We start from the raw sequence: 23,930 nt of genomic DNA on the forward strand, positions 1-23,930 counted from the left end.
TTACTGCCCGCATCCTCCATCGTCCGCGCGATCGAAACCAGTATTGATACGGACCGTCGCGCCGAACCAGGCGCAAAAAAAGCGGCGGGGTCTCCCCCGCCGCCTTCGATGTCGAATGGATTGTGCAGTGGATCAGCGCAGCAGCTGCAGCACGCTCGCCTGCGACTGGTTGGCCAGCGACAGCGCTGACACCGCGATCGACTGGCGGGTCGACAGCGCCTGGCTGTTGGCCGCTTCCTCGTTGGTGTCGGCCAGCGTCAGGTTCGACGAGCCGGTCTGCAGCACGTTGATCAGGTTCTTGTTGAAGTCCTGACGGATCTGCACCACCGACAGGTTCGAACCGAGCGTCGAGGCTTCCGACCGCAACGTGGAGCTAGCGCTGTTCAGCACGGTGATCACCTTGTTCGCCGAGTTGTTGTCGAGGAAGTCAGTGCCCGAGGTCAGCGTCGACAGACCCAGGCCACTGGTGTTGAAGGTCACGCCGGTGATCGACAGCGACGACTTGCCGGTCTCGTTGAAGGTCAGCTTCAGCGTGTCGCCGTTCAGCAGGTTGACGCCGTTGAACGAGGCATCCGACGCGGTCGTGTTGATCTGCGCCAGCACGTTGTTGTACTGCGAGACCAGGTTCGCCCGCTGCGTCTGCGCCGTCGCGTCGGTGATCGGAGCCGCCGCCGTCAGACCGTTGAAGGACTGGCTGGACGCCGCCGCCGTACCACCGATCGCGCCGATCGTGGCCGACGCCGCGTCGTTGGTGGTGGTGAGCGTGATCTTGCCGGTGGTGTCGATCGAGGCCTGCAGGTTGTTGGCTGCGAGCGTCGTGTTGAGGTCGGTCAGCGACTTCACCTGCCCTGTCCCCAGACCGAAGGTGATACTCGTGGCCGTGCCACCTCCTGTGGCTGCGACCGTGAGTGTCTGTCCCGACAAGCCGTCGCCGACCTGACTCAGTCCGAGCTTGGCCAAGGTGCCGGAGCTGCCCGAGAGCGTCAATCCTGCCGCCGGAGGCGTCAAGGTGATCTGGCCGCTGCTGAGGGTGGCGGTCACGCCGGCCTGCGTCTGGATCGCCGACAGCAGGTTCGACACGCTGTCACCGATGCCGATGCTGGTGCCGGTCGAGGACGTGCCGGTGATGAAGGTGAAGGTGGTGCCGTTGACGACCAGCGTTTCACCGGAGGTGATGGCGGAGGCGAGGTCGTTCGAGGCGGTACCTGCCGTGCCCGACAGCTTGGTCGAGCCGGTGATCGCCGACGCAGCCGAGGTGTTGTCGTTCTGCACGGCCGTACCAGTCACCGCCGTCGAGCTGGAGCCCAACAGGTCGCTCGCGGTCGCGCCGGTCAGAGCCGCCGACGTCACGTTCGACTTGGTGGAGTAACCGACCGAGCTCTGCAGCACCTGGTTGGCGATCGACTTGGCGCTGTCGACGAGCTTCTGCAGCGAGGTGATGCCGGTGTTGGCAGCCTGCAGCACCTGCACGCCGTTGCCGATACCGTCGAGCAGATTGGAGATGTCGGATGCGCGGTTGTCGAGACCCTGGGCGGTGAAGAAGTTGGTCGGGTTGTCGAGCGCCGAGTTGACCTTCTTGCCCGTGGAGAGATTGTTCTGGGTGGTGGCGAGCAGCTGAGCCGTCGACTGCAGCGAAAGCAGATTCTGACGCACCGACGCCGAGAGAACAATGCCTGACATTTTCATACCCTTCTGGTGTGACTCAAACAGACCGACCCTTCAGGATCGGCTGTGCCCGCATCGACTTCGCAACCGGGCGACGTGCGTTAAGGTAAATGGGAGTGGCTAACAAACGGTGAAGCGGCGCGCGGCGGGGCCGGTTTGCACCGGCTGCGACGCCCCTGATACCTGCGGCGCCGCTCGGCCATCACGTTGAAAACACCTGACATTTACCAAGCTCGCCGGTCGTTTACCGAGCGTTAACCATGTTCGGAAAGGATCGCTGCGCGCCGACCGATCGAGCGCGCAGACTGTCCGCTGCGATTTTGACTGGCCCCACAGCGGTGACCGGCCTCGCCGGAGCAGCTTCAGCGCCGCGCCGATCGCCGCAACGGAGGACGAGAATGGCCCTGAAAGTCGAACTGAAGCCGCATGAGCGCATCATCATCGGCTCGTGCGTGATCACCAACACCGACCAGCGGGCGCGGCTGCTGATCGACGGCGAAAACATTCCGATCCTGCGCGAAAAGGACATTCTCACGCCGGAGACTGCCGACACGCCGGCCAAGCTCGTCTATCTCGCCGTCCAGCTGATGTACATCTCGCCGGGCGCGGACACCAACCACGGCACCTATTTCAACCTGCTGCGCGACATCATCACGACGGTGCCGAGCGCCTGGCCGATCATCGAGGCGATCAATGGCCACATCCTCAATGGCGATCTGTATCAGGCGCTGAAGGAAGCCAAGAAGCTCGTCGCTTACGAGAAGCAGCTGATCGAGCAGGCCGAGGCCGAACAGCAGGCCAAGCCGGTCAGCTCCGCCGCCTGAGCCGCGCTCCTCGATCAAACATCCAACGCCCGGCCCGCCACAGGCGGCGCCGGGCTTCTCGTTGTCGCGCCCGGCCAAATGCAAAAGCGGCGGGGTTTCCCACGCCGCCTTCGTTGTCGAATTGATCGTGCCGTGGATCAGCGCAAGAGCTGCAGCACGCTTGCCTGCGACTGGTTGGCCAGCGACAGCGCTGATACCGCGATCGACTGGCGGGTCGACAGCGCCTGGCTGTTGGCCGCTTCCTCGTTGGTGTCGGCCAGCGTCAGGTTCGACGAACCGGTCTGCAGCACGTTGATCAGGTTCTTGTTGAAGTCCTGACGGATCTGCACCACCGACAGGTTCGAACCGAGCGTCGAGGCTTCCGACCGCAACGTGGAGCTAGCGCTGTTCAGCACGCCGATCACCTTGTTCGCCGAGTTGTTGTCGAGGAAGTCGGTGCCCGAGGTCAGGGTCGACAGACCCAGGCCGCCGGTGTTGAAGGTGACGCCGGTGATCGACAGCGTCGACTTGCCGTTCTCGTTGAACGTCAGCTTCAGCGTATCGCCGTTCAGCAGGTTGACGCCGTTGAACGAGGCATCCGCCGCCGTGAGGTTGATCTGCGTCAGCACGTTGTTGTACTGCGAGACCAGGTTCGCGCGCTGCGTCTGCGCGGTCGAGTCAGCCACCGGAGCCCCTGCCGTCAGGCCGTTGAAGGACTGGCTGGATGCCGCCGCCGTACCACCGATCGCGCCGATCGTGGCAGACGCCGCGTCGTTGGTGGTGGTGAGCGTGATCTTGCCGGTGGACGAATCGATCGAGGCCTGCAGGTTGTTGGCTGCGAGCTTCGTGTTGAGGTCGGTCAGCGACTTCACCTGCCCTGTCCCCAGACCGAAGGTGATACTCGTGGCCGTGCCACCTCCTGTGGCACCGACCGTGAGTGTCTGTCCCGACAAGCCGTCGCCGACCGCACTCAGTCCGAGCTTGGCCAAGGTGCCGGAGCTGCCCGAGAGCGTCAATCCTGCCGCCGGAGGCGTCAAGGTGATCTGGCCGCTGCTGAGGGTCGCGGTCACGCCGGCCTGGGTCTGGATCGCCGACAACAGGTTCGACACGGTGTCACCGATGCCGATGCTGGTGCCGGTCGAGGACGTGCCGGTGATGAAGGTGAAGGTGGTGCCGTTGACGACCAGCGTTTCACCCGACGTGATGCCGCTGGCGAGGTTGTTCGACGAGGTTGCCGCCGTACCCGACAGCTTGGTCGAGCCGGTGATATTGCCCGCGCCGGAGGACGCGTCGTTCTGCACGGCTGTGCCGGTCACCGCCGTCGAGCTGGAAGCCAGCAGGTCGGAGGCGCTCGCGCCGCTCAGCGCAGCCGACGTCACGTTCGACTTGGTGGAATAGCCGACCGCGCTCTGCAGCACCTGGTTGACGATCGACTTGGCGCTGTCGACGAGCTTCTGCAGCGAAGTGATGCCGGTGTTGGCGGACTGCAGGACCTGCACGCCGTTGCCGATGCCATCGAGCAGATTGGAGATGTCGGATGCGCGGTTGTCGAGACCCTGGGCGGTGAAGAAGTTGGTCGGATTGTCGAGCGCCGAGTTGACCTTCTTGCCGGTCGAGAGGTTGTTCTGGGTGGTGGCGAGAAGCTGCGCCGTCGACTGCAACGACAGCAGATTCTGGCGCACCGACGCCGAGAGAACAATGCCTGACATTTTCATACCTTTCTGGTGTGAAACAAACACCCCGATCCCTTCGAGATCGGGCGTCGCCAAGTCCGGATTTTCCGGCTTGGGTGACGGGCGTCACGGTGAACAAGAGTGGCTAACAAACGCTGAAATGGTTGTGGCACTCTCCGGCTTCAATCGCTCGGACAGAGGCTTAGAGCAGTCGGGGATCGTCGTGGAGGCCCGAAGGCCGCGTTGAAAACGCTCAGGGATTTACCAAACGCCCGCCGCCTTCATTGCCTGTAAACCACCTTTGAAAAGGCTTCGAACGGCCGTCACCGCGCGCAGTCCGCGCACGGCTTCATGCCGAAAAACGGCCGTCGGCTTCAGGGGGCGATCGACGGCGAGGACATCTCCATCAATGGCGTGTCGCCGCCTGTGCGCTGCCGTCCGAAGCTCAGGACGGCGGCGACCAGACGCGCGAGATCGACCTGCTGAGTGCGATGGTTGACGATGGCGGCGCGGATCGCGAGCCGTCCGTCCAACATCGTCGTCGACGGCGCGGCGATGCCCGACTCGTGGATGTCGGCGACGATCTCGGCGTTGACGGCATCGGCGTCATCACCGCGGTAACGGAAGCAGACGATGTTGAGGTTGACCGGCGCGAGCAGCTCGAGCTCGGGCTCGGCCAGCACGCGCGCTTCGAGATCGCGCGCCAGCTCGCAGCTCTTCGCCATCATGGCGCCCAGCGCATCGCCGCCGAACGTCCGCAGCGTGAACCAGGTCTTCAGCGCACGGAAGCCGCGCGACAGATCCGGTCCGAGATCGCAGGGCCATTCGGAGCCCGCGGCTAGGCCGCGCGTCTCGCGGCGCAGATAGGCGGCGGGCGACGCAAAGGCCTCGCGATGCTGTTCGCCATCACGCACCAGCAGAAAGCCGGCGTCGTAGGGCACCTGCCCCCATTTGTGGAAATCGAGCGCGATCGAATTGGCCCGTTCGATCCCGGCGAGCTTCGGCGCCAACTCGGGCGAGAGCATCGCCAGCGCGCCGAAGGCGCCGTCGACGTGAAACCACAATCCTTCGCAGCGGCAGAGCTCAGCCACCGCTGTGAGATCGTCGATCGCGCCGATGTCGACCGTGCCGGCCGAGGCGACGACGAGAAAGGGATGCAGGCCCGCAGCGCGGTCCCGAGCGATCGCGCCGCGCAATGCGGCGACGTCGATCCGGTGCGCGGCATCGATCCCGATGCATTCGAGCGCGTTGCTGCCGAGGCCGGCAATGTCCATCGCCTTGGCGATGCAGCCATGCGCGGCCTTCGACGTGTAGGCCCGCAGCCGCTGCCCGGCCTCGCCGAGGCCTTCGCTGCGCACGCGCGCGCCGAGCGCTGCGCGCCTTGCAACGAGAACGGCCAGCAGATTGGCCATCGAGGTTCCGGTGACGAACAGGCCGCTGGCGCCCTGCGGGAAGCCGAACAGCTGCCGCGTCCAGTCCACCACCTGGCGCTCGATCTCGATCGGCGCATGATCGCGGCCGCCGAGATTGGCGTTTAGTCCCGCTGCCAGCATCTCGGCCAGCATGCCGACCACCGTGCCGCCGCCATGCACCCAGCCCATGAAGCCGGGATGGACGTTGCCGGTGGCATGCGGAACGACGAGCTCGTTGAAATCGGCATAGACGGCGGCCAGATCGGTCGGCGCGCGCGGCAGCTCGCTGCGAAAGCGTCGCCGCGTCTCGGGCGACATCGGTTGCCAGACCGGACGATCGCGGATGCCGGCGACGTAGTCGATCATGTCGTCGAGCATGCGATGACCCTGCGCACGCACCTCGTCCCAGTGCTGCGGGTCGAGCGTCCCGGCCGGCCGCACGGAATGATCGGTGGGCGCGGTGGCGCTCACGCCGCCTGCTCCGTCGCCGTAGCGGCGCGCCTGGTGATCATGCTCGCGAAGGCTGTGAAGATCTTCTGCATCTGCGGCGGCTTGTAGGGGAAGACGTCCGGCGGATCCATGTTGTGCACGACCGCCGTGTTGTCGGCTTCGAACACCAGCAGCGCACCGTCCCTGGTCTCGGCACAGTCGATGATGAAATAGTCGAGGCCGATGCGCTCGGCGATCGCGGCGAGCACGCTGCGGTGCCGCCGGCCGAAGCCGATGTCGAATGTCTGCATGAACGCCGCCTCTTCGAGGCGCTTGCTCTCGCTCGCCGCCATGCCGGCGTTGAGGTACCAGATGTCCCAGCGGTTGGCGATCGCCATGTGGCACGCATAGGCGGTGCCATCGACGAACACGACCCGGTACTTGCGGAACAGGCCGTCCTCGCTGGCATAGTCGATGAAGCGCGAGACGAAGAACTCCTGCTCGTCGCGCTCGTCGAGATAGAGCGAGAGCTCGATTGCCTCATCGACCTTCTCGAGCCCGACGCCGGCATGCGAGCCGCGCGGCCGGATGATGATCGGAAACGTCAGGTCCTCGGCGACCGCGCTCAGCCATTCGCGCTCTTCGGAGATCTCGACCAGCAGGTCGCGGCCGGCCGCCAGCGTCGCCGGAATGACGAGCCCCTCGATGCCCGCGAGCCGCGCATGCAGCTTGTCGCGATCGAGATGCCAGATCTGCTGCGGCGGATTGAGCAGCGGACGCGGCCAGCGCGCGGCCACGGCGTCGATCTCGCGCAGCGCATGCTGGCAATCCTCCGAATCCGAGGCGATCACGATGGCGACGTCATGGGCAGGCAGCGGCGCCGGCAGCGCGGCGCCCGGCACGACGTATAGCAGCATTAGCTCGATGTCGGTGTCTTCGAGCAGAAACTCGATCGGCGTGTTGCTGCCCATGTCGGTGGCGGCCGCGAGCGCGAGCACGCGCAGCCGCGGCGCCGCGGGTCCGCCCGCGACACGATAGAGCTGGTGGGACTGCAGCACGTCATGCTGGATTGCCAGCCCCGACGCCTTGTCGCCGCGCAGCTGCGCGATCAGCGCGAGGTCGAGTCCCTCCCCAGCCTCGGCGCTGCCGCCGAGCAGCTTGGCGAGCAACGCGGTCCATCGCGGCTCGAGGTCCTGACCGTCGAAGGCGGCCTTGGCGATCTTGGCCATGCCGACCCGGTCAGCGCATCCTGCACCGGCGGTGTCGGCCAGCGCGAGCAAATCAGTTGGCATTGCAGATGTCCCTGAGATCCTGGCTGCTCACATCCGACACGAGCAGCTCTGTTTTTGCGACGACGTCCACGATCCGGTCGATATCGGCGTCGAGATTGATGCGGCGGCTGGTGACGTCGTCGGCCCACGCCTCGGTGATCTGGCGCGCCCCGATGCATAGCCGCAAGGCGGCGATCGGCGCGCCCGACGGCCGTTCGATCCGGACGGGTTGGCCGAGCAGACACCGGCGTGCAGCGACGTCGGCCATGCGCCCGTGAAATCGCCCACTGAGATCGAGCTGCAGCGCGCGATAGACTGCCTGCGTCTCGCCGATGCCGAGCAGTTCGCCGTTGCGCCGGAGCGCGAACGGAAACACCGTGGCAAAGCCGAACTCATCGTCATCGGCAAAGACAGCGCCGGTGGCAATTGGATGCAGCACGGGCGACAGCATCAGCAGACTCTCGATCGCCTCACCGAGCTGCCTGATCGCCATCCGGCGAAACGTAGCCGGCACCTGGTGATAGGCAGCGATCTCCTCGAGCGCAGCCTCCCAGCGCAGCCATTGGCCGATATTGGCGCGCGGCGCGGAACGCGCCCGCAGATCGCTCCAGCCGGCCGGCCAATCGCTGCGATTGGCGTAGTCGAAGATGCCGGGCGCGATCGGATGGCCGTTGCGCAACCCGGATGACACGGCGCGAGGCACGAGCAGCGCGCCACTGAAGGCCGGTCCGCCGAAGAACTTGGATCCCGAGATCAGCACGAGATGGCCGCGATCGAGATGCTCGGCCAGCCGCGCCGGGCTCAGCCGCATCTGGCAGGCGTCGACCACGATCTGCACGCGCCCGGGCCAGCGTTGCGACACCTCGTCCAGACATGAGCGGTCCGGCGCCCGCCAGCCGAGCTTGGAGGAGTCCATCACCTGCAGCAGCACGTTGCGGCCGTCGCGCACGAGAGCCTCGACGGCAGCGAGCGCGGCTTCGTCGATATCACCGCGCGCCTGCATGGTGGTGCTATCGAGTAGCGGCAACTGCTGCGCATCGCCGTCGAGGCCTTCGATCGGTACGTCCTTGGTGACGGCGAGGCCGCCCGCGGTCCGCGTGCTGAAATGGCGGCCGCGCGCGCTCGCGGCCGTGCCGCTGCCGGTCTGGTCGGAGCCGATGACCACGCTCGTGACATCGTCACCGAGCAGCGACCGGGTCAGCGCCAGCGCATGCAGCTGCGAATCCGTGCCGGAGGGCGAGAACACGATGTCGACATCGCCGGGCAGACCGAGATGCTGGCGCAGCTCGCAGCGCATCTCCTCGGTGCGCCGGTCGAGCGCCTGCTCGAGCCCGAGCGAGATCGCGCCATGCATCAACTGCTCGCGCGCCAGCTCGACGCGGGCATAGGCGCGCTCGGAGATCGGCGAGGCGGTGCTCGATGCGAAGCACTGCATGTCGGGCGCGGGCGACGGCGGGCAGCCATAGCCGTTGCGCCCCCAGGGACGGTCCAGTGCGAGACGTGTATCGCCGCCATCGATCAGGAGATCGCCGAGCAATGCGAACAGATCGCGCAGTCCGGTCACAGCGCCCTGCACGCGCCGCTCCGGACCGGACGAATTCCTGATCTCCGACCGGGTCGCAGCCGAGTTCATCTGACAATCATCAGGCTGCGTCGGCGGCAGCAGCGGTGGCAACCGCTACAGCCGACGCGAATTGCGAGGCGACATTGCCATGAAAGACGGATGGGCCGACGTGATCCAGACGGCTGTCGAGATCGGCCCAGATCTCGCCGCCGAGATCGGTCCAGCGCCTGCAGAACGCGAAATCCTCGCTGAGATAGGTGCCGGTGTCGGGCTCGATCATGCACTCGAACAGTGCGAACCGGTTCGGGCTGCCGGCCAGCGCATCGTGCGAATGCTCGCGGAAGAACTGCAGCGGCGCGTAGGCCGGATGCGCGATCATCGCCTCGATGACGTGGCGGCGGATCATCAGGAAGCCGGTGCCGGCATAGCGGACGCGGGTGAAACCATTGACCACGGCGACGTGGTCGGGGTTCTCGATCTCAAGCACGTAGTCAAGCGACGCCGCCGGCACGTCCATCCGATTGTCGTGAACGGCGCGGCGCGCCTTGGTCCAGTTGACCTTCTTGACCGGATAGACGCCGGCCACCATGTCGCCGCCGGATTCGATCAGCCGGAACACCTGCTTCGGCGTGAAGCCGATGTCGGCATCGACGAACAGCAGATGGGTCGCGGTGGGATCGTTGAGGAACAGCGTGACCAGGTTGGCCCTGGCGCGGGTGATCAACGCATCGCCGTCGCGCATATGGACCGTCAGGCCGACGTTGGAGGTGGCGCGCAGCTCGCGCTGCAAGGCGAACACCGAGCTCGCATAGATGCTCGACACCTGGCCGCCGAAGCATGGTGTTGCGATCACCAGATGGATGCGCTCGTCGGTCGGGTTACTCACGTCAGCCTCCAGAAAACGAGGCTCCCGCCCCACATCTGAACAAAAGCTAAAGAGACGTGGTTAACGAAAACCTAACCGCCGTCTCCGTGATTTTACAGGTACTTCACGAGCGTCAGCTGAGCCAGCATCGCCGTCGTCTGATAGGACGCCTGGAGGTTGGTCTGCAGCTGCAGGATCTGGCTTGCGACCTCCTGCTGCGAGATGCCCTCGGTCTGGTCGACCAGGCTCTGCATCGCCGCCTTGGCCTGTGTCTGGCGCGCCGTGGCGTCCTTCATCGTGGTCTGGGCGTTGGCGAAGTCGGTCTGGATGTCCGAGATCGTCTGCTGGCCGAGCTGCGACGTCAGGTTGGAGGCGATGCGCTGGCTGAGCGCACCGATCTGCTGCCCCGCATTGGCGCCCGCCGGCGGGGTGTTGACGGCGGCATAGACCGCGGTCTGCTGCACGAGGTTGCGGATCGCGACCTCGTTGCCCTGGGCGCCGAACTGGATGCTCTGCGAAGTGTCGATGCGGATGGTCGCGGTCGAGCGCGCCGTGCCCGGACCGTTGTTGCCGGTGTACCAGGACACGGTGTTGGTCGAGCCGTTGACGAGACTCGTTGCCGACCCCAGGGGCGTACCGGAGACCCGCAATGGCGGCGTCGAAGCGGTGACCGTGCCGGAGAAGCCGAGCGCCGCCAGGGCGCCGGCATTCGAGCTGGTCACCGAGAAGCTCGCCGCATCGTCGGTGCGCAGCGTGATGGCGCCGCCGCTCACCGTCGAGGCCTTCGATGTGCCGCTCAGTGTGTCGATCTTCGACAGCAGCGTCTGCACGTTATCTGTGATGTTGATCTGGTTGTTGCCGTTCGCACCGGCGCCGACAAAAGTCAGCGTCTGGCCGTTCACGGTGAGCGTGTCGCCGCTGGCGAAGTTGGTCGCGATCGAATTGCTGGGCGACCCGCCCGACAGCAGCGTCGCGCCGGTGATTGGTGCCGGAGTTGCAGCCTTGTTGTTGACGACCGTTCCCGACACCGCGCTCGCGGTGTTGAAGAAGTTGTCGCCGGCCGTCACCGCGGAGGCGGCGACGAGCGAGGTGTTGGCGAGCGTCGTGATCGCCGTGTTCAGTGCCGCGTTGAGATTCGCCGAGGTCGCAGCCGGCGTCGCGCCGATCGCGAACGTGTTGGCCGGCGCCGGCGTCGTGGTCGACGCGGTCAGCTGGATCGATTCCGAGGTGCCGTCGGGCAGCTTGAAGGTGAAGCCGATCTGATCGCCGGCGTTGGGATTGCCGGCCGTGAGGTCGACCGAGATGCCGGCGGGCGAGCCGGACGGCCCGGTCACGGTGGCGTTCGTCAGCGACGAGGTCACCGAGCTCAGCTTGAAGCCGAACGGCGAGCCGGCGACGTCCTCCGCCAAGGTGATCGGCACCGTCGCCGAGGCCGAGAGGTTGAGGCGGCCGAGGCCGTTGAGGCCGAGATCGGCCTGCCGCCGCTCGGCGATGACCTGCTTGAGGCCGGCCTGGGTGGCGGTGCCGTTCAGGATCTCGTCGGCCGGCACGATGGCCGGACGGTCGGTCGCGCTGCCGGAGAAGATGAAGCGATCGCCCACCTGGGTGTTGAGGATGCCGACGATCGCCGACAGGTTCGACGAGGCCGTCAGCTGTCCGGTGGTCTGGCCCGTGCTGGTCAGGTTCTGCGGCGTCGCCGACGCCCCGTTCTGTACCTGATCGTTGATCTTGGACAGCGACTGCAGCGAGGTGTTGACCGCGCCGATCACCGTGTTGACGTGGGTCATCGTCAGCGTGAAGGCGGAGATGTTCGACAACTGTGCCCGCGCCGCGACGGCGAAACCCTCGTCCGGCCCCATGCCGGCGTAGTTGTTCGCCTTGGTGCCGCTCGACAGCTGGGTCGAGAGGTCCGCAAGCTGCTTGGAGATGTTCCGCACGGACAGGCCGAGCAGAGACGTTCCGTAATTGACACTGCTGATCGTCATCTGACACGCACCTTACTGGAAGGCCTGGAGCAGGCTCTGCATCATGCTCTGCACGACGGACATGATATGGGCATTGGCCGCGTAGGTGTTCTGGACCTGGATCAGGTTGGACATCTCGCTGTCCATGTTGACCCCGGCCGTGGCGTTGAACTTTTCCTTCAGCGTCGAGACGACGACGCTCTGGCCCTGGCTGAGTTGCGTCGCCAGCGTCGCGGCGCTGCCTTGCTGGCTGACGAACTGCTGCAGATAGCCCGACACGGTGCCCTGGAACGGCTGCGCCGGGGAGCCGAGCCCGGTCGTCGGCGAGTAGCTGAACGTCGCCGAGGTCAGTTGCGCAAAAATGAAGTCCGGCCGGGTCGCATCGCCCGCCGCCGTCTGCGGCGAGGTCGAATAGGTCGACAGCTTGGTCGCATCGTTGAGCAGCGCCGGATTGACGTTGAGCCGCCCGGCGAGTCCCGTCATCTGCGAGCCGGTCGAGGTGATCGCGCCGGTGTACAGCGCGCCGCCGTCGGTGAACACCGGCAGCTGCGCGTTGCCACTGGCGAGCGTCTGCACCGTGGTCGTGCTCGATGCCGCCTTCACCGTCGCCTGGCTGGTGCCGTCGTCGGTGATGCGCAGCGTCGTGCCGGAGGGGTTGGCGAACTGCAGATGCGCCGACCCGAGCGCGCTGTTGAGCTGCGTCACCACCGAGGCCATGCCGAGCGAGAAGTCGACGCCGACATAGGACGGATTGGCGCCGGTGGCGTTCTGCAGCGGCAGCGCGGCCGGGTCGTTGACGTTGACGATCTTGACCTGGCGCTGGACGTTGCTCGAATCCGTGTAGGTCAGGTTGATCGTGTTGCCGGCCAAGAGCCCTGTCGTCGAGACGTCGAAGCCGGCCGGCGGCCCGGTCACCGCGGTGCCGGCCGTGGTCTTGTCGGACAGCGCCGAAGCCATCGTCGCCGCGAGCTGGTCGACCTGGGTCTGCGCCTGCACCAGGGTCTGGTCACGCAGCTTGAGGTCGGCCGCGATCTGGCCCGAGTTCAAGAGATTGTTGGCGACGACATCGAGCGTGACGCCGTTGGAGAGCTTGATGTTGAGCTGCCCGACGCCGTTCTTGGTCGGGTTGCTGTTGTATTGCGAGGTGGCGTCGAGCGTGCCCGGCGAGGAGAAGGTGAACTGCGAGCTCAGGCCTGCACCGACCAGCTGCACGCCGGAATTGGTGAAGATGCTGACGCCGTTGGTCGAGTCCGACACGACGCGGATGTCGACAAATTTCGACAGCGTGTCGATCGCGTTGTCGCGCTGGTCCTGCAGCGTGGCGGTCAGCGGATCCGACGGGCTGAGGCCCTGCAGCTGCGTGTTCAAGGTGGCGATCTGCGAGATCGCGGCGTTGGCCTGAGTCGCCGAATCGCCGATGTCCTGCTCGACATTGGTGCGCAGGGTCTGGATGCCCTTGGTGGTCGCGTTGAGCTGCTGCGCGAGGCCCTGGGCAGCCGACAGCGCCACCGACTGCGCCGACTGGTTGCTCGGATTGTTGGACAGCGACTGCAGCGCAGTCGTGAAGTTGTTGAGCGCCGTCTCCAGGGTGCCGCTGCCGCCGGGCGTGCCGTACACGCTCTGCAGCTGGGTCAGGATGTTGGCCATTTGATTGGCATAGGCTCCGCCCGAGGTCTCGATGCGGAGCTGGTTCTGCACGAACAAATCGAGCTGGCGATTGACGCCTGTCGTCATCACCGTCGAGCCGAAGCCGCCGCTGGCGACCTCGATCTGGTTCGGGTTCTGCGCGACGTAGCCAGGCGTGTTGGCGTTGGAGACGTTCGACGAGATGATCGACAGCGCCGCCTGCGTCGAGCGCAGGCCGGACATCGCGGTGGCGAGGGCTGAACTCAAACCCATGTTCGTTTGCCTTATGTCAATTCAACTGCCACGTGGCTGCGCGTCAGCGCAGCACGTTCAGAAGATCCTGCACCATGGAGTTGGCCGTGGTGATCACCTTGGTGTTGGCCGAATAGGCCTGCTGGGTGACGATCAACTTGGTGAACTCGTCGGCGATGTCGGTGTTGGAGCCCTCGAGCGAGCCGCCCGAGATCTTGCCGGAGGCACCGATGATGGCCTGGCCGGACTGGTCGGTCGCCTCATAGGCGCCGCCGTCGAGCGCCTTCAGGTAGTTGGTGCCGTTGAAGTGCGACAAGGTCACCTGCGCCAGGTTGATGGTCTGGCCGTTGGAGAAGGTGCCGGTGACGATGCCGCTGTTGTTGACCGCGACCGACTGCAGCTGACCGGCGGCGAAGCCGTTCTGCGAGATGTTGTTGATGGTCGCCGACCCGATCGTGCTGGCATATTGCGTCAGCGCGCCGGAGGAGATGTTGAGGCTGACTGTGCCGAGGGTGGTGCCGTCGACGACGACGTTCGGGATCGAGATGTTGGAGGTCGTCGGCGAGGTCAGCGAGCCGTCGGAGGCGAACTGGAAATTGGTGCCGACGTTCTGCCAGGCCACCGTCGAGCCGGTGGCGCTGGAGTTGGTCTGGTAGAACAGGTTCCAGGTGTCCTTGTGGCCGGTGCCGAGCGTCGCGCTGTCGGTCTTGCCCCAACGCAGCTGCACGTTCACCGGCGTGCCGGCCGCGTTGTAGGTGGTGACCGCGCCGCCGGAGATGGTCTCGTTGTTGAAGTTGGTGAGATCGTTGCCGATCACGATGCCTGTGCCGGCGCTGGAATTGCGGGCCAGATTCAACGGCGACGTGAAGCCGAGCGCGGTAAAGCCTGTGGCTGCGCTGGTCAACGTCCAGTCCTCGCCGCTGCCGGAATGCAGCGTGATCTGGCCGCTGGTGATGGTCGGCTGCACGCCCGTCACGGCGCCGATCTTGGCGAGCAGCGTGCCGACGGAGTCGGTGATGTTGATCTGATTGCCCGAAGCACCGGAGGCGACGAAGGAGAAGGTGACGACGTCGCCGGCGCTGCCGGTCATGACGATCGTATCGCCCGTGGCGAAATTGGACGAGATCGAGTCGCCGCTGGCGCCGCTCAGCAATGTCGAGGTCGTGATCTGCGCCGGGACCTTGTTCTGAGCCGTGGTGCCGGTCACCGTCTTGTCGTAGTAGAAATTGGTGCCGACCGGCAGCGGCACGTTGGACAGGTCGGCCGAGTTGAGACCGCCGGCCGCGACCAGCGTGCCGGTCGCCGCGTTGCCGCTGGCGCCGGTCTTCGGCTGCGTCGGCAGGTTGGCGGCGTATTGGATCGCAGTGGTCGCCTGCGCCGGCACGAAGTTGTTGGCGAACTGCAGCACGGTCGGCACGTTGCCGGTGGCGTTGCCGGTCTTGGCGTCGACCGCGACGCCCATCAGATAGTAGCCGGCGCCGTTGATCAGGTTGCCGTTGGCGTTGAGCTGGAAGTCGCCGCGGCGGGTGTAGTCGGTGACGCCGGTGAAGACCGGGACGTTGTCGACCACCGACGAGGCCTTCTGCACGTTGAAGAAGCCGTCGCCGTTGATCGCCATGTTGGTGGCGACGGAGGATGTCGAGACGGTGCCCTGGGTGGTGATGGTCGCCTTGGCGAAGGCGGTGACGCCGCCGGCGTTCTGCCGGGTCGGGTTGGTGGCGTTCGGGATCAGGTCTTCGAAGCTGGTGCCGATGCCCTTGTAGCCGGTGGTCGAGGCGTTCGCGATGTTGCCGGAAATGTTCTGCAGCGCGAATGATTGAGCGGACAGGCCGCTCACCGAGGTGTTCATCGCGTCGAAGATACCCATACCAATCTCTCCACATTGACCCTACGGCCGGTTCGCCCCGGACCGCGTTTTCGTGGAGAGCTGTCGCAATCGCCGTGCCAGATATGATTTGGCTGTAAAATCAACGGCTTGAAAAATAATGACGTCAAAAAAGCGGTAGCAAGAGTGGTGAACAATTGCCGAGCGGGCAGTTCTTGCCGGGCCGGCGCGTGCGCCATCGGCGCCCCGGCACGGCTGCTGCGCGCAGATGCCGGCGCGTCGTGAAGACCCGCTTTTCAGGCCTTCAACGGACGCGCGCGGCAAACCAGGCGCAGATTATTGTCGTCAGGTGGACGACGGATTGGCCGGATGGAACGCGAGCGACAACCCATCCATGCAGTAGCGCAGTCCGGTCGGCTTGGGGCCGTCGTCGAACACGTGGCCGAGATGGCCGCCGCAGCGGCGGCAATGCACCTCGGTGCGGACCATGCCGTAGGTCTTGTCGTGGCGGGTGGCGACCGCATTGTCGAGCGGCTTGAAGAAGCTCGGCCAGCCGGTGCCGCTGTCGAACTTGGTCTCCGAGGAGAACAGCGGCAGGTCGCAGCCGGCGCAGGCGAAGGTGCCCTTGCGGTGCTCCTTGAGCAGCGGGCTGGTCCAGGGCCGCTCGGTGCCCTCCTCGCGCAGGATCTCGTACTGCTCCGGCGACAGCTTGGCGCGCCACTCGGCCTCGGTCTTCTCGATCTCGAACTTCTCGGCGGCGCGGGCCGGTGCGGAGCCGCCGAACCAGCGCAAGGCGGCGAAGCCGAACAGGCCGGCGGCAGTGGTGAACATCAGGCGGCGGTCGATCATGAACGTCTCCGTACGGCGATGGGGTTACCGGACTTACGGATGGGATCACGCGAAGTTACGTCGGGCGCGCTCCCATGGTCTCACTTTATTGCGAGCTAGGCGCCGCCCTCCCCGGCGTCGGGACGGCGGGTCAGGTCGGACGGCTGCGGCCGCAGCGGGAGCCGGGAGCCCGGGCGCTGGGCGCCCTGTCGCCGGGCCTCCGCGGCCCTGAGCTCGCGGACGCGCTCCTGCGCCCGCGCCCGTTCGCGATGCCGCGCCAGCGTTCCGGCCGCAGCAGATCGGCCGCGGACCCAGAGATTGACCACGTGGCCGGCGACCCGGCCGCTCAGACCGCCGGCCCACACCAGCTCGAACGGCGAGAACAGTTTCCAGCGGTCGTCGCCGGCCAGGATCGCCTGCGAGATCAATTGCCCGGCCATTGCCGAGGTGTTCATGCCCTGGCGGCCGAAGCCGCTCGCGACCCACAGGCCTTTGCGCAATTGTCCGATCTGCGGCATGCCGTGCACGGTCTGACCGGTGACGCCGCCGAAGGTCTCGGTGATCTCGACCCGGCCGAGCTGTGGGAACACGGTCCGGATCCGGCGCTGCAGGGCCGAGGCGAAGCCGCTCGGACGGGCGTCCCAGGTGGTCTCCGGGCTCGCCCAAATCAGCCGGTCGCCGTCGACGATGCGGAAATGGTCGATGCCGTCGGTGTCGTGGACCGAGCCCTTGAACGCGATCGCCTCCGCGAGCCGCTCGCCGAGCGGCGCGGTCACGCCGCCATAGCGCCACACCGGCAGCAGCGTGTCCGACAGCTTCTGCAGCGGCGCGCCGAGATGGATGTTCCCCGCCAGCACGATGTGCGAGGCCCGCATCCGCGCCGACGGCGTCACGATGCGCTTGCGCACGCCCGACGCATCGATGCTGACCACCGGCGTATCCTCGAAGATCCGCGCCCCCGCCTTGCGCGCGAGCCGCGCCAGCGCATGGACATATTTGCGGCCGTCGAGCTGGAACGCGCGCGGGTAGTGCACGCCGTGGAAATAGCGGCTGGTCTTGAGCTCGGTGCGGACGCGCTCGACCTGCCAGCCTTCGACCTCGGTGCCGAAATCCTCGTGCAGCAGCTGCAGGCGCCGGATCAGGGCGTCGCCGGCATCGACGTTGGACACCTCGAGCGCGCCGTCGCTCACGGCGATGCCGGGCATCGCCGCCTCGGTCGCCTGGGCCCGGATGAACTCGGCGCCGGACCAGGACAACGCCCACAGCGCCCGCGCCTGCTGCAGCCCGACGCGCTCGATCAGGTCCGGCAGGGCGAGGTCGAATCCGGGCAGCACCGTGCCGACCATGTGGCCGGAGGCGTTCCAGCCGACATGGCGGCCTTCCAGCACCGCAACGCTGGCGCCCTGCCGCGCCGCGCACAGCGCCGTCGTCAGCCCGGCCAGGCCCCCGCCGACGATGCAGACATCGACGTCGAGATCGAACGTCAGCCGGATACGGTCGGCCGCAGCTGCGGCATCCGCGTCGTCGTTCACGCTTGTGGAAGTCTCGCTCATGGCGTTTTCTTAGCGAACCCTGTGCCGGACGTCATGACGCTTTTAATGGCGATAAAGAGACGTGGTACAGCCTGACACAGCCTGAACGATTCGAGACCGATTTCCATGCGCCGATTGATGCTGCTGCGCCACGCCAAGACCGAGACCGACGCGCCGTCCGGGCGCGACCAGGACCGCCGTCTCGACGAGCGCGGGCACCAGGATGCCGCAGAGATCGGCGACTTCATCGCCGGCCATCCGCTCGCGCCCGAGCTCGTGCTGGTGTCGACCGCGGTCCGGGCGCAGCAGACCTGGGAGCTCGCCTGGGCGGCGATGCAGGACCGCGTCGCGGCGCCGCGGGTCGAGTCCGTTCCGGAACTCTACGCCGCCGAGGCGATGCAGATCCTGCATCAGATCCGCCTCGCCGCGGCGCCTGATCCGAAGGTGCTGCTGGTGGTCGGCCACAATCCCGGCCTGCACGAGCTGGCGCTGGCGCTCACCGGCAAGGGCGATGCCGATGGCCGCCACGAGCTGGCGCGCAACATGCCCACGGCGGCGCTTGCCGTGCTCGACTTCGCCGGCGACGACTGGACCGACGTCAGCTTCACGCGCGGCGAGCTCAGGATGTTCGTGACGCCGAAGCTGCTCAAGCACGGTTCGGTCGATTGACAGGGCAGCCTGGCGCGGCGCGTAATGCGCGCGCACCATCAGGAGGCCTCGCGATGTTCAAATCGATTCTCGTTCCGATCGATCTGGCCGACACCGACCTCGCCAAGCCGGCCATCGCCACCGCGGCGACGCTGGCCCAGACCTGGAGCGGCACGGTGCATCTCCTGAACGTGATGCCGATGACCCCGGTGATGCTCGCCGAATACGTCCCGGCCGATTTCGACGCCCAGCAACGCGAGACCGCGGAGGAAGCGCTGTCGATCGTGGCGCGCGAATCCGGCATCCCGGCCGAGCGCATCAGCTACACGGTACGCCAGGGCGGCATCTATCACGAGATCCTGGAAGAAGCCGCCAAGGTCCATGCCGACCTGATCGTGATGACCTCGCACCGCCCGGCGATGCGGACGTACTTCCTCGGCAGCAACGCGGGCCACGTGGTGCGCTACGCCAAGTGCTCGGTGCTGGTGGTGAGGCCGTAGGCGCGGACCGGTGGATATGGATGCCTGCCCGTTCTTCTAAGTCCTCGCCTGCAGCGCTGCTCAGTGATCTTTCCTCGTGCCCGAGGAAGTGATATCGTCGCTGCGACGGCCTCCACAGGGGCCAGCCGAATGAAAATGGCAAATCTCGAGACGGCTCGTAGTTTGGAATCAGGCCGACGAACTTATCGGCTGGTGTTTTCTTTGCTTGCAGTCCTTCCGTTTGCTCCTGAAATTGCGATTTGGATCATCATAGCCCTTGCCCGCATGACGGGCTGCCAGCTCGACCAGACGCAAGATTGTCTCCTTGGACCTGTGTCGGCAGGTCGTGCGATCGGGCTCGTGTTGCAGGGGACCGCGGGCTTCATCGTCGCTCACGCCGATAGCACGAAATTCGGCATCGGATTGTTCGCAACGATCGCTGGATGGCAAACCGCGTGTTACTGGGCGCTCAACCAGGGATGGACGGGCATCTGGAGCCGATTGTCGCTTGGATTTGTCGTGGCGCTGCTGTTTACCATCATGCCGTATTTCGGATTGACGATGGCGACCAGCTCGCTCGCGAGCAAGACCTGCCCCCCTGCGGAGCAAGGCCGTGCGTGCCAGGTCTTCGGCAACTATGTTGGCGCTGCCGATTATAATCCCATGCTCGATGCCGGCCAGCTCGGATGGCTGGTCCTTATCGGGGCTCCACTCGCGCTCGGAATTTTCGTTGCATACTCCATCTGGGTCGTCATTGCGGGCATCCGCTCGGCAAAGCGGATCGGCGAACCCGCCTGACATGCTTCGACTTGCGCGCCCCTTTAAGTTGTGCAATTTTGGGTTACGCTCTCATTGCATTGAGACCTGCTGAGGCTCTCATGAAACGCGCCTTTTTCGAGATCGTTTTCCGGCTTGTTGCCGTCGCACTATTTCAGGCTACAGTTTGCATTCAGCTTGCCGCCGGACAAACCTATCCAAATCAATACATTCCGGCGACCGACGCAGCTGACTATGCTCGGTACTACGCCCCTTATGCCATCCAAGCTGGAGCGGCTTATATCGATGTACCAACGTTGAACTTGATGCCTGCCCCCTCGTTACATCAAGAATACGTTGTCCAGTTCGTCGCGGGGGATTCCGCTGGACTTACACCACAGCAGATCAATGACCGAGAGGATTTCGTCGTCCGCGCAAGAAAATACATGCGGTCATGGCGATATCAGTTCGGCAGCCAGGGCTACATTACCTGTCTCTACGACGATCATGATTGCCTCGAAACGATCAAGCGCGACGACCGCTGGACGTACGGAATTGACGGTGGTCCAAGCTTTCATGTCTGGGCCCGCTTTCCAGAGAAAGGTGGAGCGGCCTGTAGCGAGGTGAGCATCGCATTCAGGGGCACGATCTTTACGTCGTATGCCGATTGGGTGGCAAATGCCGCACCGCGCTGGCTCCGCGCCGATGATCACTATCGCCAACTGCGACGCAACATAGGCGCCATCGTCAATCATGCGAGAGAGCTTCCGTGTTACAAGGTCGGAAGCCGAAAGCGACAGATCGTTACTGTGGGGCATTCACTCGGTGGCGGGTTGGCTCAATTTGCCGGCCTCGCCGACAAGCGGATCAACAAAGTATTTGCGTTCGATCCATCGCCCGTGACCGGAGCCAAACTCCTCGACAAAACTCTTCGAGAGCAGAACGCCAGTCGACTGGAAATCGACCGGGTTTACCAGAGCAAGGAGGTCCTGGCGTGGGTCCGTCCGTTTTACCAACAGTTCCCGCCAGCCACGTCACCCTGCGTCCGAACCGTCCCCTTTGACGTATCCCAGCCGATCGGCGTGATCGGTCTGCACAGCATGAACGGATTGGCACGAGGCATCGTTCGAGCCTCATACACCTTGGCCGGCAAGCAACGGGACTTCGCCGTACCGGGTCCAACGGGCTGCCCGCGCAGCTACGAGCCGCCTGCGACAGACGAAGACGACTACGACGTTCCGATGCTCTCGTCACGCGGAACACGAACGGGGCAGGCAAGCCGGCTCCCGACGGCGGTCGCCCATGTCGGTCGCCGCGGATTGGATTTCGTACCATTGCGTTCGGTGGATGCCGACTGGTCAGCTGGTCCGATGCAGGCAAGCGTGACCGCAGAGGATACGCGCAGGAAGCCAATGGATCGGCACCAATTCAGAGCAGCAATGGCCAGTGATGCCGCATCCGCGTCGTTCAGCGCACGCCACTATGCATCGACGCCCTAGCACGCGGCATGCGCGCTGCGGGAAACGGATTGGCCGGCGCTGTTGATTCGGCTGTCTGGGTCGGCAAAGGCGCGCCCGAGCAGTATTGTTAGTCGTGATGGTTGAGCGCGCCGTGTCCACCGTTGGGCTGATGAGTTCGCTGATCCACGGTGGGCTTGCCGCCGCTTGGCGGTGGCCGCCTTGCCCACCCTACGCACCGAGGACACAGTCATGAGCTGGCCTCTGCCTTATCCAAGGCGCGGTGACCTGTTGTCCATCCTATTCATTCTCTTTTTGCTTTGCTTTCTCGCCTCCTGCTTCTACTGGTTTCCGAATACGAAGCTGAATTTCGGGTTCGGCCCGGAATGGGACTGCGCTCCCGTGCCCAAGGGCGACCCGATCTGTATCAAGAAGTTTCGTCCGTGAACGTAGCTCCGCCGCGCGCGGAAGCCGCGGCCGTCACCTCTTCCGGTCCTGCAAAAAGCGGATTTCGCCGTTCTGGACGAGCCAGTTTCCGGCGCTCGTCCCGACGAACATCGCCTTGTTGTGCGCCATCGAGAAATAGACGTGAAACTCGCTGGGCGCCGGCGACAGCAGGTGCGCCACATATCCCGCCACGGCATTCGGTGGAATCGGCCCCGACGTGACGCAGGCGTTGGTCGACTGGATGACTTTCGCACCGACGACCTTGAAATGCCGGCCGAACACAATCTCTTCGGGCTGCGATGATCGCCCCAGGAAGTAAACCGCGCTCTTGCCATGGAGCGACACCACGACCGGCCTGTAGCCGTACGCGCAGAAATTGGCGATCCGCTTGCGGGCTTCGTTCACGGCCTGCTCGGCGGGCACGGGCCCCCGCGCGGCCTCGAACAGCGCGCGTCCATCCTTTTCCGCCGCGGCCACCGCGGCCGCCAATTCCTTCGGCACCTCGGCGGCAGGGGCGACGAGCGGAGCAAACAAGAGACCGAGCGCGATCAGTGCAATCGCGGCGATGACACGCATTCTGAACATCCTGATGTTGACTGCGAGCGGCGCGCAGCACGATCGCCCCCCGGGGACAAAACTGACCATCCACAGATCACGGCCACTCCGCAATGAACCTCTTCGCCTTGTAGCTCTCGATCTTGTCCCATTCGCTGAGGACGCGGCGGCGAAATTCGGGATGGGTGTGCCAGAGATGCCGCGGCACGCCGAAGCCGTCGACCGTCAGCAGCATCTTCTCCACCTCCGGCCAGTGCCGCTGCATCGTCATCGCATAGCGCCGCGCGGTCCAGCTGTTGCCGAGGCAGATCACGGTGCCGACGTTGGCGAGGCCAAGAGCTGTGTCGATCACCGGCAGCGCGAATTGCACGTTCTCGCCGGTGTTCATGGCGCGGTGCTCTTCGAGAATGCGCTCCGCCGGAATGCCGCGCCTGACCATGGCGGCCTTGATCAGCGTGCACTCCGAAACATCCGCGCCCGGCGTGATGCCGCCGCTGACGATGGCGTGGCGGAAATAGCCCTGCTGCCACAGGCCGGCCGCGGTCTCGGCGCGCAACTCCTCCTCGACACGGGTACCGAACACGAACAGCAGATCGGCGGGCCGCAGCGGGGTATCGGCGAAATGCCGCGCAGTGATCGCGGCGATCTCATCGGCGTCGGGCGAACGCAGCGCGCGATCGAGCATGATCCCTCTCCCAGGACGGCCGTGCATCCTCGCATGATCGGCCGCTGCGCGCGGTCAATTTCAATCACCGACGATGTCGCCGCGTGATCACGGCAAGAGCGCGGCCGGAATGTCCGTGAATGTGTAGTTGCGCGGCTGGTTGCGGGTGATGAAGCCGCCGACATACCAGGCGAACAGCGCAGCGAATCCGATCAGGAACAGGGCACCGGACCATTCGCGGATGATCAGCGCCCGCACCAGCAGCCCGGCCATCGCGATCGCGAGCAGTGCGATGGTCGCGAGCGCTGCGCGATAGGTGAAGCGGCCGAGGCCCGCGGTGAGCCGCGCGGTGCTGCCGCTGGCGGCGAGCCGCGCGTGCAGCGCCACGATGAAGGCGCGATAGCCCTCGCTCTGCGGAGCCATCAGGGACGCGGTCTGCCAGGAGGTCGAGATGATGCTGAGGCGGCGGCCGTCGCGATGGCTGATGTCGGCGCGGAAGCGTTTCGCCTGCATCGACACCGGCCGGAACGACAGCCGGATCGTGGCGATCTCGGCGTAGGGCCACAGGCCGGTGCGGCCGGCGAACCGCCATGCCAGGCCCTGCGCGGTCAGCTGGAATTCCTGCGCCGCGCCGATCAGCGACGCCTTGTAGGCGTAGCGGATCAAATCGTCGCCGGCTGTGGTGGAGGTCTCGGAAATGGATCGGTCCTGTTGCGTGAGGCGCGCGCCTTATCCTACAAACGGAGAATGAGCGAAACGATCTATTTTCCGCGACGCCTGATCCTGGCCGGCGCCATGGCCGCCGGCGTGCTGCTGGCACTCGCCGTGCACATGCTCGGCGCCCGCTACGGGCTCGATCTCGGCGGGCTGTGGCAGAGCCAAGGGCCAGCGGAAGGCGCCTTCATGCCGGCGGGCTCGGCGATCGCGTGGTGGCTGATCGCGACCGTCGGCTTCTCCTCCGGTTATTTCATCGCCAACATCATGCACAGCGCGGTGTCCGGCGAGCTCCCGCAGCGCATGCGCAACTTCCTGGTCATCGTCGGCGTGCTGATGCTGGCGGGCATCGGCCAGGCGATCTCGGGCCCGAGCCCGGGGCCCTCAGCGTCCGGCGTCCTGGCCGGCCTCGCCGCGCTGTGCCTCGGCGCCCTCATGGCGTTCTGCGGCGCCAATTTCGCGCTCCGCAAGACCTGACCGCGGCCGGCATGCGCCGCCTCC

Annotated in this window: 20 protein-coding genes; 6 read left to right on the forward strand and 14 right to left on the reverse strand. The window is 65.5% G+C overall.

Translation table 11 applies throughout. The features are described 5' to 3' along the window. Window positions 1-132: 132 nt before the first annotated feature. Entirely contained in the window at window positions 133-1,680 is a 1,548-nt protein-coding gene (locus ACQR07_RS04645) for a flagellin (RefSeq protein ID WP_434901172.1), read from the reverse strand. Between the two features lie 383 nt (window positions 1,681-2,063). On the opposite strand from ACQR07_RS04645, the gene flbT reads away from it, so the two are divergent. Next, entirely contained in the window at window positions 2,064-2,489 is a 426-nt protein-coding gene (flbT, locus tag ACQR07_RS04650) for a flagellar biosynthesis repressor FlbT (protein ID WP_434901173.1), read from the forward strand. A gap of 137 nt (window positions 2,490-2,626) precedes the next feature. Here flbT and ACQR07_RS04655 read toward each other — a convergent pair whose 3' ends face one another. From ACQR07_RS04655 to ACQR07_RS04700, 10 genes are all read right to left on the reverse strand, one after another. After that, window positions 2,627-4,177, reverse strand: a complete 1,551-nt coding sequence (locus ACQR07_RS04655; RefSeq protein WP_434901174.1) for a flagellin — start codon at window positions 4,175-4,177, stop codon at window positions 2,627-2,629. Between the two features lie 338 nt (window positions 4,178-4,515). After that, window positions 4,516-6,024 carry a pyridoxal phosphate-dependent decarboxylase family protein gene (locus ACQR07_RS04660; RefSeq protein ID WP_434901175.1) on the reverse strand — a complete coding sequence of 503 codons (1,509 nt, stop codon included), beginning with the start codon at window positions 6,022-6,024 and terminating at the stop codon, window positions 4,516-4,518. Continuing rightward, window positions 6,021-7,211 carry an ATP-grasp domain-containing protein gene (locus ACQR07_RS04665; RefSeq protein WP_434901746.1) on the reverse strand — a complete coding sequence of 397 codons (1,191 nt, stop codon included), beginning with the start codon at window positions 7,209-7,211 and terminating at the stop codon, window positions 6,021-6,023. The genes ACQR07_RS04660 and ACQR07_RS04665 overlap by 4 nt, the downstream gene beginning before the upstream one ends. 52 nt (window positions 7,212-7,263) lie before the next feature. Continuing rightward, on the reverse strand, window positions 7,264-8,886 hold the full coding sequence (locus ACQR07_RS04670; protein ID WP_434901176.1) for a hypothetical protein: 1,623 nt from the start codon (window positions 8,884-8,886) through the stop codon (window positions 7,264-7,266). A 10-nt stretch (window positions 8,887-8,896) separates the two neighbouring features. Beyond that, a complete protein-coding gene (locus tag ACQR07_RS04675; protein WP_434901177.1) occupies window positions 8,897-9,703 on the reverse strand; it encodes a hypothetical protein in 807 nt (268 codons plus the stop codon). Between the two features lie 92 nt (window positions 9,704-9,795). Then, complete coding sequence (locus tag ACQR07_RS04680) at window positions 9,796-11,667, reverse strand: flagellar protein (protein WP_434901178.1); 1,872 nt, start codon at window positions 11,665-11,667, stop codon at window positions 9,796-9,798. Between the two features lie 12 nt (window positions 11,668-11,679). Beyond that, a complete protein-coding gene (flgK, locus tag ACQR07_RS04685) occupies window positions 11,680-13,545 on the reverse strand; it encodes a flagellar hook-associated protein FlgK (RefSeq protein WP_434901179.1) in 1,866 nt (621 codons plus the stop codon). A gap of 43 nt (window positions 13,546-13,588) precedes the next feature. Next, a complete protein-coding gene (locus tag ACQR07_RS04690; RefSeq protein WP_434901180.1) occupies window positions 13,589-15,391 on the reverse strand; it encodes a flagellar hook-basal body complex protein in 1,803 nt (600 codons plus the stop codon). Window positions 15,392-15,694: 303 nt separating this feature from the next. Further along, window positions 15,695-16,198, reverse strand: a complete 504-nt coding sequence (gene msrB, locus ACQR07_RS04695) for a peptide-methionine (R)-S-oxide reductase MsrB (RefSeq protein WP_434901181.1) — start codon at window positions 16,196-16,198, stop codon at window positions 15,695-15,697. Window positions 16,199-16,293: 95 nt separating this feature from the next. Next, the gene (locus ACQR07_RS04700; protein WP_434901182.1) at window positions 16,294-17,730 is read right to left on the reverse strand and encodes an NAD(P)/FAD-dependent oxidoreductase; all 1,437 of its coding nucleotides are present in this window, start codon (window positions 17,728-17,730) and stop codon (window positions 16,294-16,296) included. A gap of 105 nt (window positions 17,731-17,835) precedes the next feature. Between ACQR07_RS04700 and ACQR07_RS04705 the strand changes: the two genes are divergently transcribed. The 4 genes from ACQR07_RS04705 (at window position 17,836) to ACQR07_RS04720 (ending at window position 21,091) form a co-directional block, all read left to right on the forward strand. Beyond that, window positions 17,836-18,378 carry a SixA phosphatase family protein gene (locus ACQR07_RS04705; RefSeq protein ID WP_434901183.1) on the forward strand — a complete coding sequence of 181 codons (543 nt, stop codon included), beginning with the start codon at window positions 17,836-17,838 and terminating at the stop codon, window positions 18,376-18,378. Window positions 18,379-18,431: 53 nt separating this feature from the next. Then, window positions 18,432-18,857 carry a universal stress protein gene (locus ACQR07_RS04710; RefSeq protein ID WP_434865033.1) on the forward strand — a complete coding sequence of 142 codons (426 nt, stop codon included), beginning with the start codon at window positions 18,432-18,434 and terminating at the stop codon, window positions 18,855-18,857. Between the two features lie 129 nt (window positions 18,858-18,986). Next, the gene (locus ACQR07_RS04715; protein WP_434901184.1) at window positions 18,987-19,634 is read left to right on the forward strand and encodes a hypothetical protein; all 648 of its coding nucleotides are present in this window, start codon (window positions 18,987-18,989) and stop codon (window positions 19,632-19,634) included. An 80-nt stretch (window positions 19,635-19,714) separates the two neighbouring features. Further along, entirely contained in the window at window positions 19,715-21,091 is a 1,377-nt protein-coding gene (locus ACQR07_RS04720; protein WP_434901185.1) for a hypothetical protein, read from the forward strand. A gap of 438 nt (window positions 21,092-21,529) precedes the next feature. On the opposite strand, the gene ACQR07_RS04725 is transcribed toward ACQR07_RS04720, so the two are convergent. From ACQR07_RS04725 to ACQR07_RS04735, 3 genes are all read right to left on the reverse strand, one after another. Continuing rightward, window positions 21,530-22,072 carry a hypothetical protein gene (locus ACQR07_RS04725; protein WP_434901186.1) on the reverse strand — a complete coding sequence of 181 codons (543 nt, stop codon included), beginning with the start codon at window positions 22,070-22,072 and terminating at the stop codon, window positions 21,530-21,532. A 76-nt stretch (window positions 22,073-22,148) separates the two neighbouring features. Then, entirely contained in the window at window positions 22,149-22,736 is a 588-nt protein-coding gene (locus ACQR07_RS04730; protein ID WP_434901187.1) for a YdcF family protein, read from the reverse strand. Window positions 22,737-22,823: 87 nt separating this feature from the next. Beyond that, window positions 22,824-23,381: a hypothetical protein gene (locus ACQR07_RS04735; RefSeq protein WP_434901188.1), complete on the reverse strand. Its 558-nt coding sequence runs from the start codon at window positions 23,379-23,381 to the stop codon at window positions 22,824-22,826. A gap of 81 nt (window positions 23,382-23,462) precedes the next feature. Here ACQR07_RS04735 and ACQR07_RS04740 point away from each other — a divergent pair, with 81 nt between their 5' ends. Beyond that, the gene (locus tag ACQR07_RS04740) at window positions 23,463-23,906 is read left to right on the forward strand and encodes a hypothetical protein (RefSeq protein WP_434901189.1); all 444 of its coding nucleotides are present in this window, start codon (window positions 23,463-23,465) and stop codon (window positions 23,904-23,906) included. Window positions 23,907-23,930: the final 24 nt, after the last annotated feature.

Origin of the sequence: Bradyrhizobium sp. HKCCYLS20291 (genome assembly GCF_051167715.1) — a bacterium.
Classification (GTDB): domain Bacteria; phylum Pseudomonadota; class Alphaproteobacteria; order Rhizobiales; family Xanthobacteraceae; genus Bradyrhizobium.

Excerpts from the sequence above, each read along its gene's own strand:
- ACQR07_RS04645 (WP_434901172.1), bottom strand. The coding sequence starts at position 1,680 with ATGTCAGGCATTGTTCTCTCGGCGTCGGTGCGTCAGAATCTGCTTTCG.
- flbT (WP_434901173.1), top strand. The coding sequence starts at position 2,064 with ATGGCCCTGAAAGTCGAACTGAAGCCGCATGAGCGCATCATCATCGGC.
- ACQR07_RS04655 (WP_434901174.1), bottom strand. The coding sequence starts at position 4,177 with ATGTCAGGCATTGTTCTCTCGGCGTCGGTGCGCCAGAATCTGCTGTCG.
- ACQR07_RS04665 (WP_434901746.1), bottom strand. The coding sequence starts at position 7,211 with ATGGCCAAGATCGCCAAGGCCGCCTTCGACGGTCAGGACCTCGAGCCG.
- ACQR07_RS04670 (WP_434901176.1), bottom strand. The coding sequence starts at position 8,886 with ATGAACTCGGCTGCGACCCGGTCGGAGATCAGGAATTCGTCCGGTCCG.
- ACQR07_RS04680 (WP_434901178.1), bottom strand. The coding sequence starts at position 11,667 with ATGACGATCAGCAGTGTCAATTACGGAACGTCTCTGCTCGGCCTGTCC.
- flgK (WP_434901179.1), bottom strand. The coding sequence starts at position 13,545 with ATGGGTTTGAGTTCAGCCCTCGCCACCGCGATGTCCGGCCTGCGCTCG.
- ACQR07_RS04690 (WP_434901180.1), bottom strand. The coding sequence starts at position 15,391 with ATGGGTATCTTCGACGCGATGAACACCTCGGTGAGCGGCCTGTCCGCT.
- msrB (WP_434901181.1), bottom strand. The coding sequence starts at position 16,198 with ATGATCGACCGCCGCCTGATGTTCACCACTGCCGCCGGCCTGTTCGGC.
- ACQR07_RS04700 (WP_434901182.1), bottom strand. The coding sequence starts at position 17,730 with ATGAGCGAGACTTCCACAAGCGTGAACGACGACGCGGATGCCGCAGCT.
- ACQR07_RS04705 (WP_434901183.1), top strand. The coding sequence starts at position 17,836 with ATGCGCCGATTGATGCTGCTGCGCCACGCCAAGACCGAGACCGACGCG.
- ACQR07_RS04710 (WP_434865033.1), top strand. The coding sequence starts at position 18,432 with ATGTTCAAATCGATTCTCGTTCCGATCGATCTGGCCGACACCGACCTC.
- ACQR07_RS04715 (WP_434901184.1), top strand. The coding sequence starts at position 18,987 with ATGAAAATGGCAAATCTCGAGACGGCTCGTAGTTTGGAATCAGGCCGA.
- ACQR07_RS04720 (WP_434901185.1), top strand. The coding sequence starts at position 19,715 with ATGAAACGCGCCTTTTTCGAGATCGTTTTCCGGCTTGTTGCCGTCGCA.
- ACQR07_RS04725 (WP_434901186.1), bottom strand. The coding sequence starts at position 22,072 with ATGCGTGTCATCGCCGCGATTGCACTGATCGCGCTCGGTCTCTTGTTT.
- ACQR07_RS04730 (WP_434901187.1), bottom strand. The coding sequence starts at position 22,736 with ATGCTCGATCGCGCGCTGCGTTCGCCCGACGCCGATGAGATCGCCGCG.
- ACQR07_RS04740 (WP_434901189.1), top strand. The coding sequence starts at position 23,463 with ATGAGCGAAACGATCTATTTTCCGCGACGCCTGATCCTGGCCGGCGCC.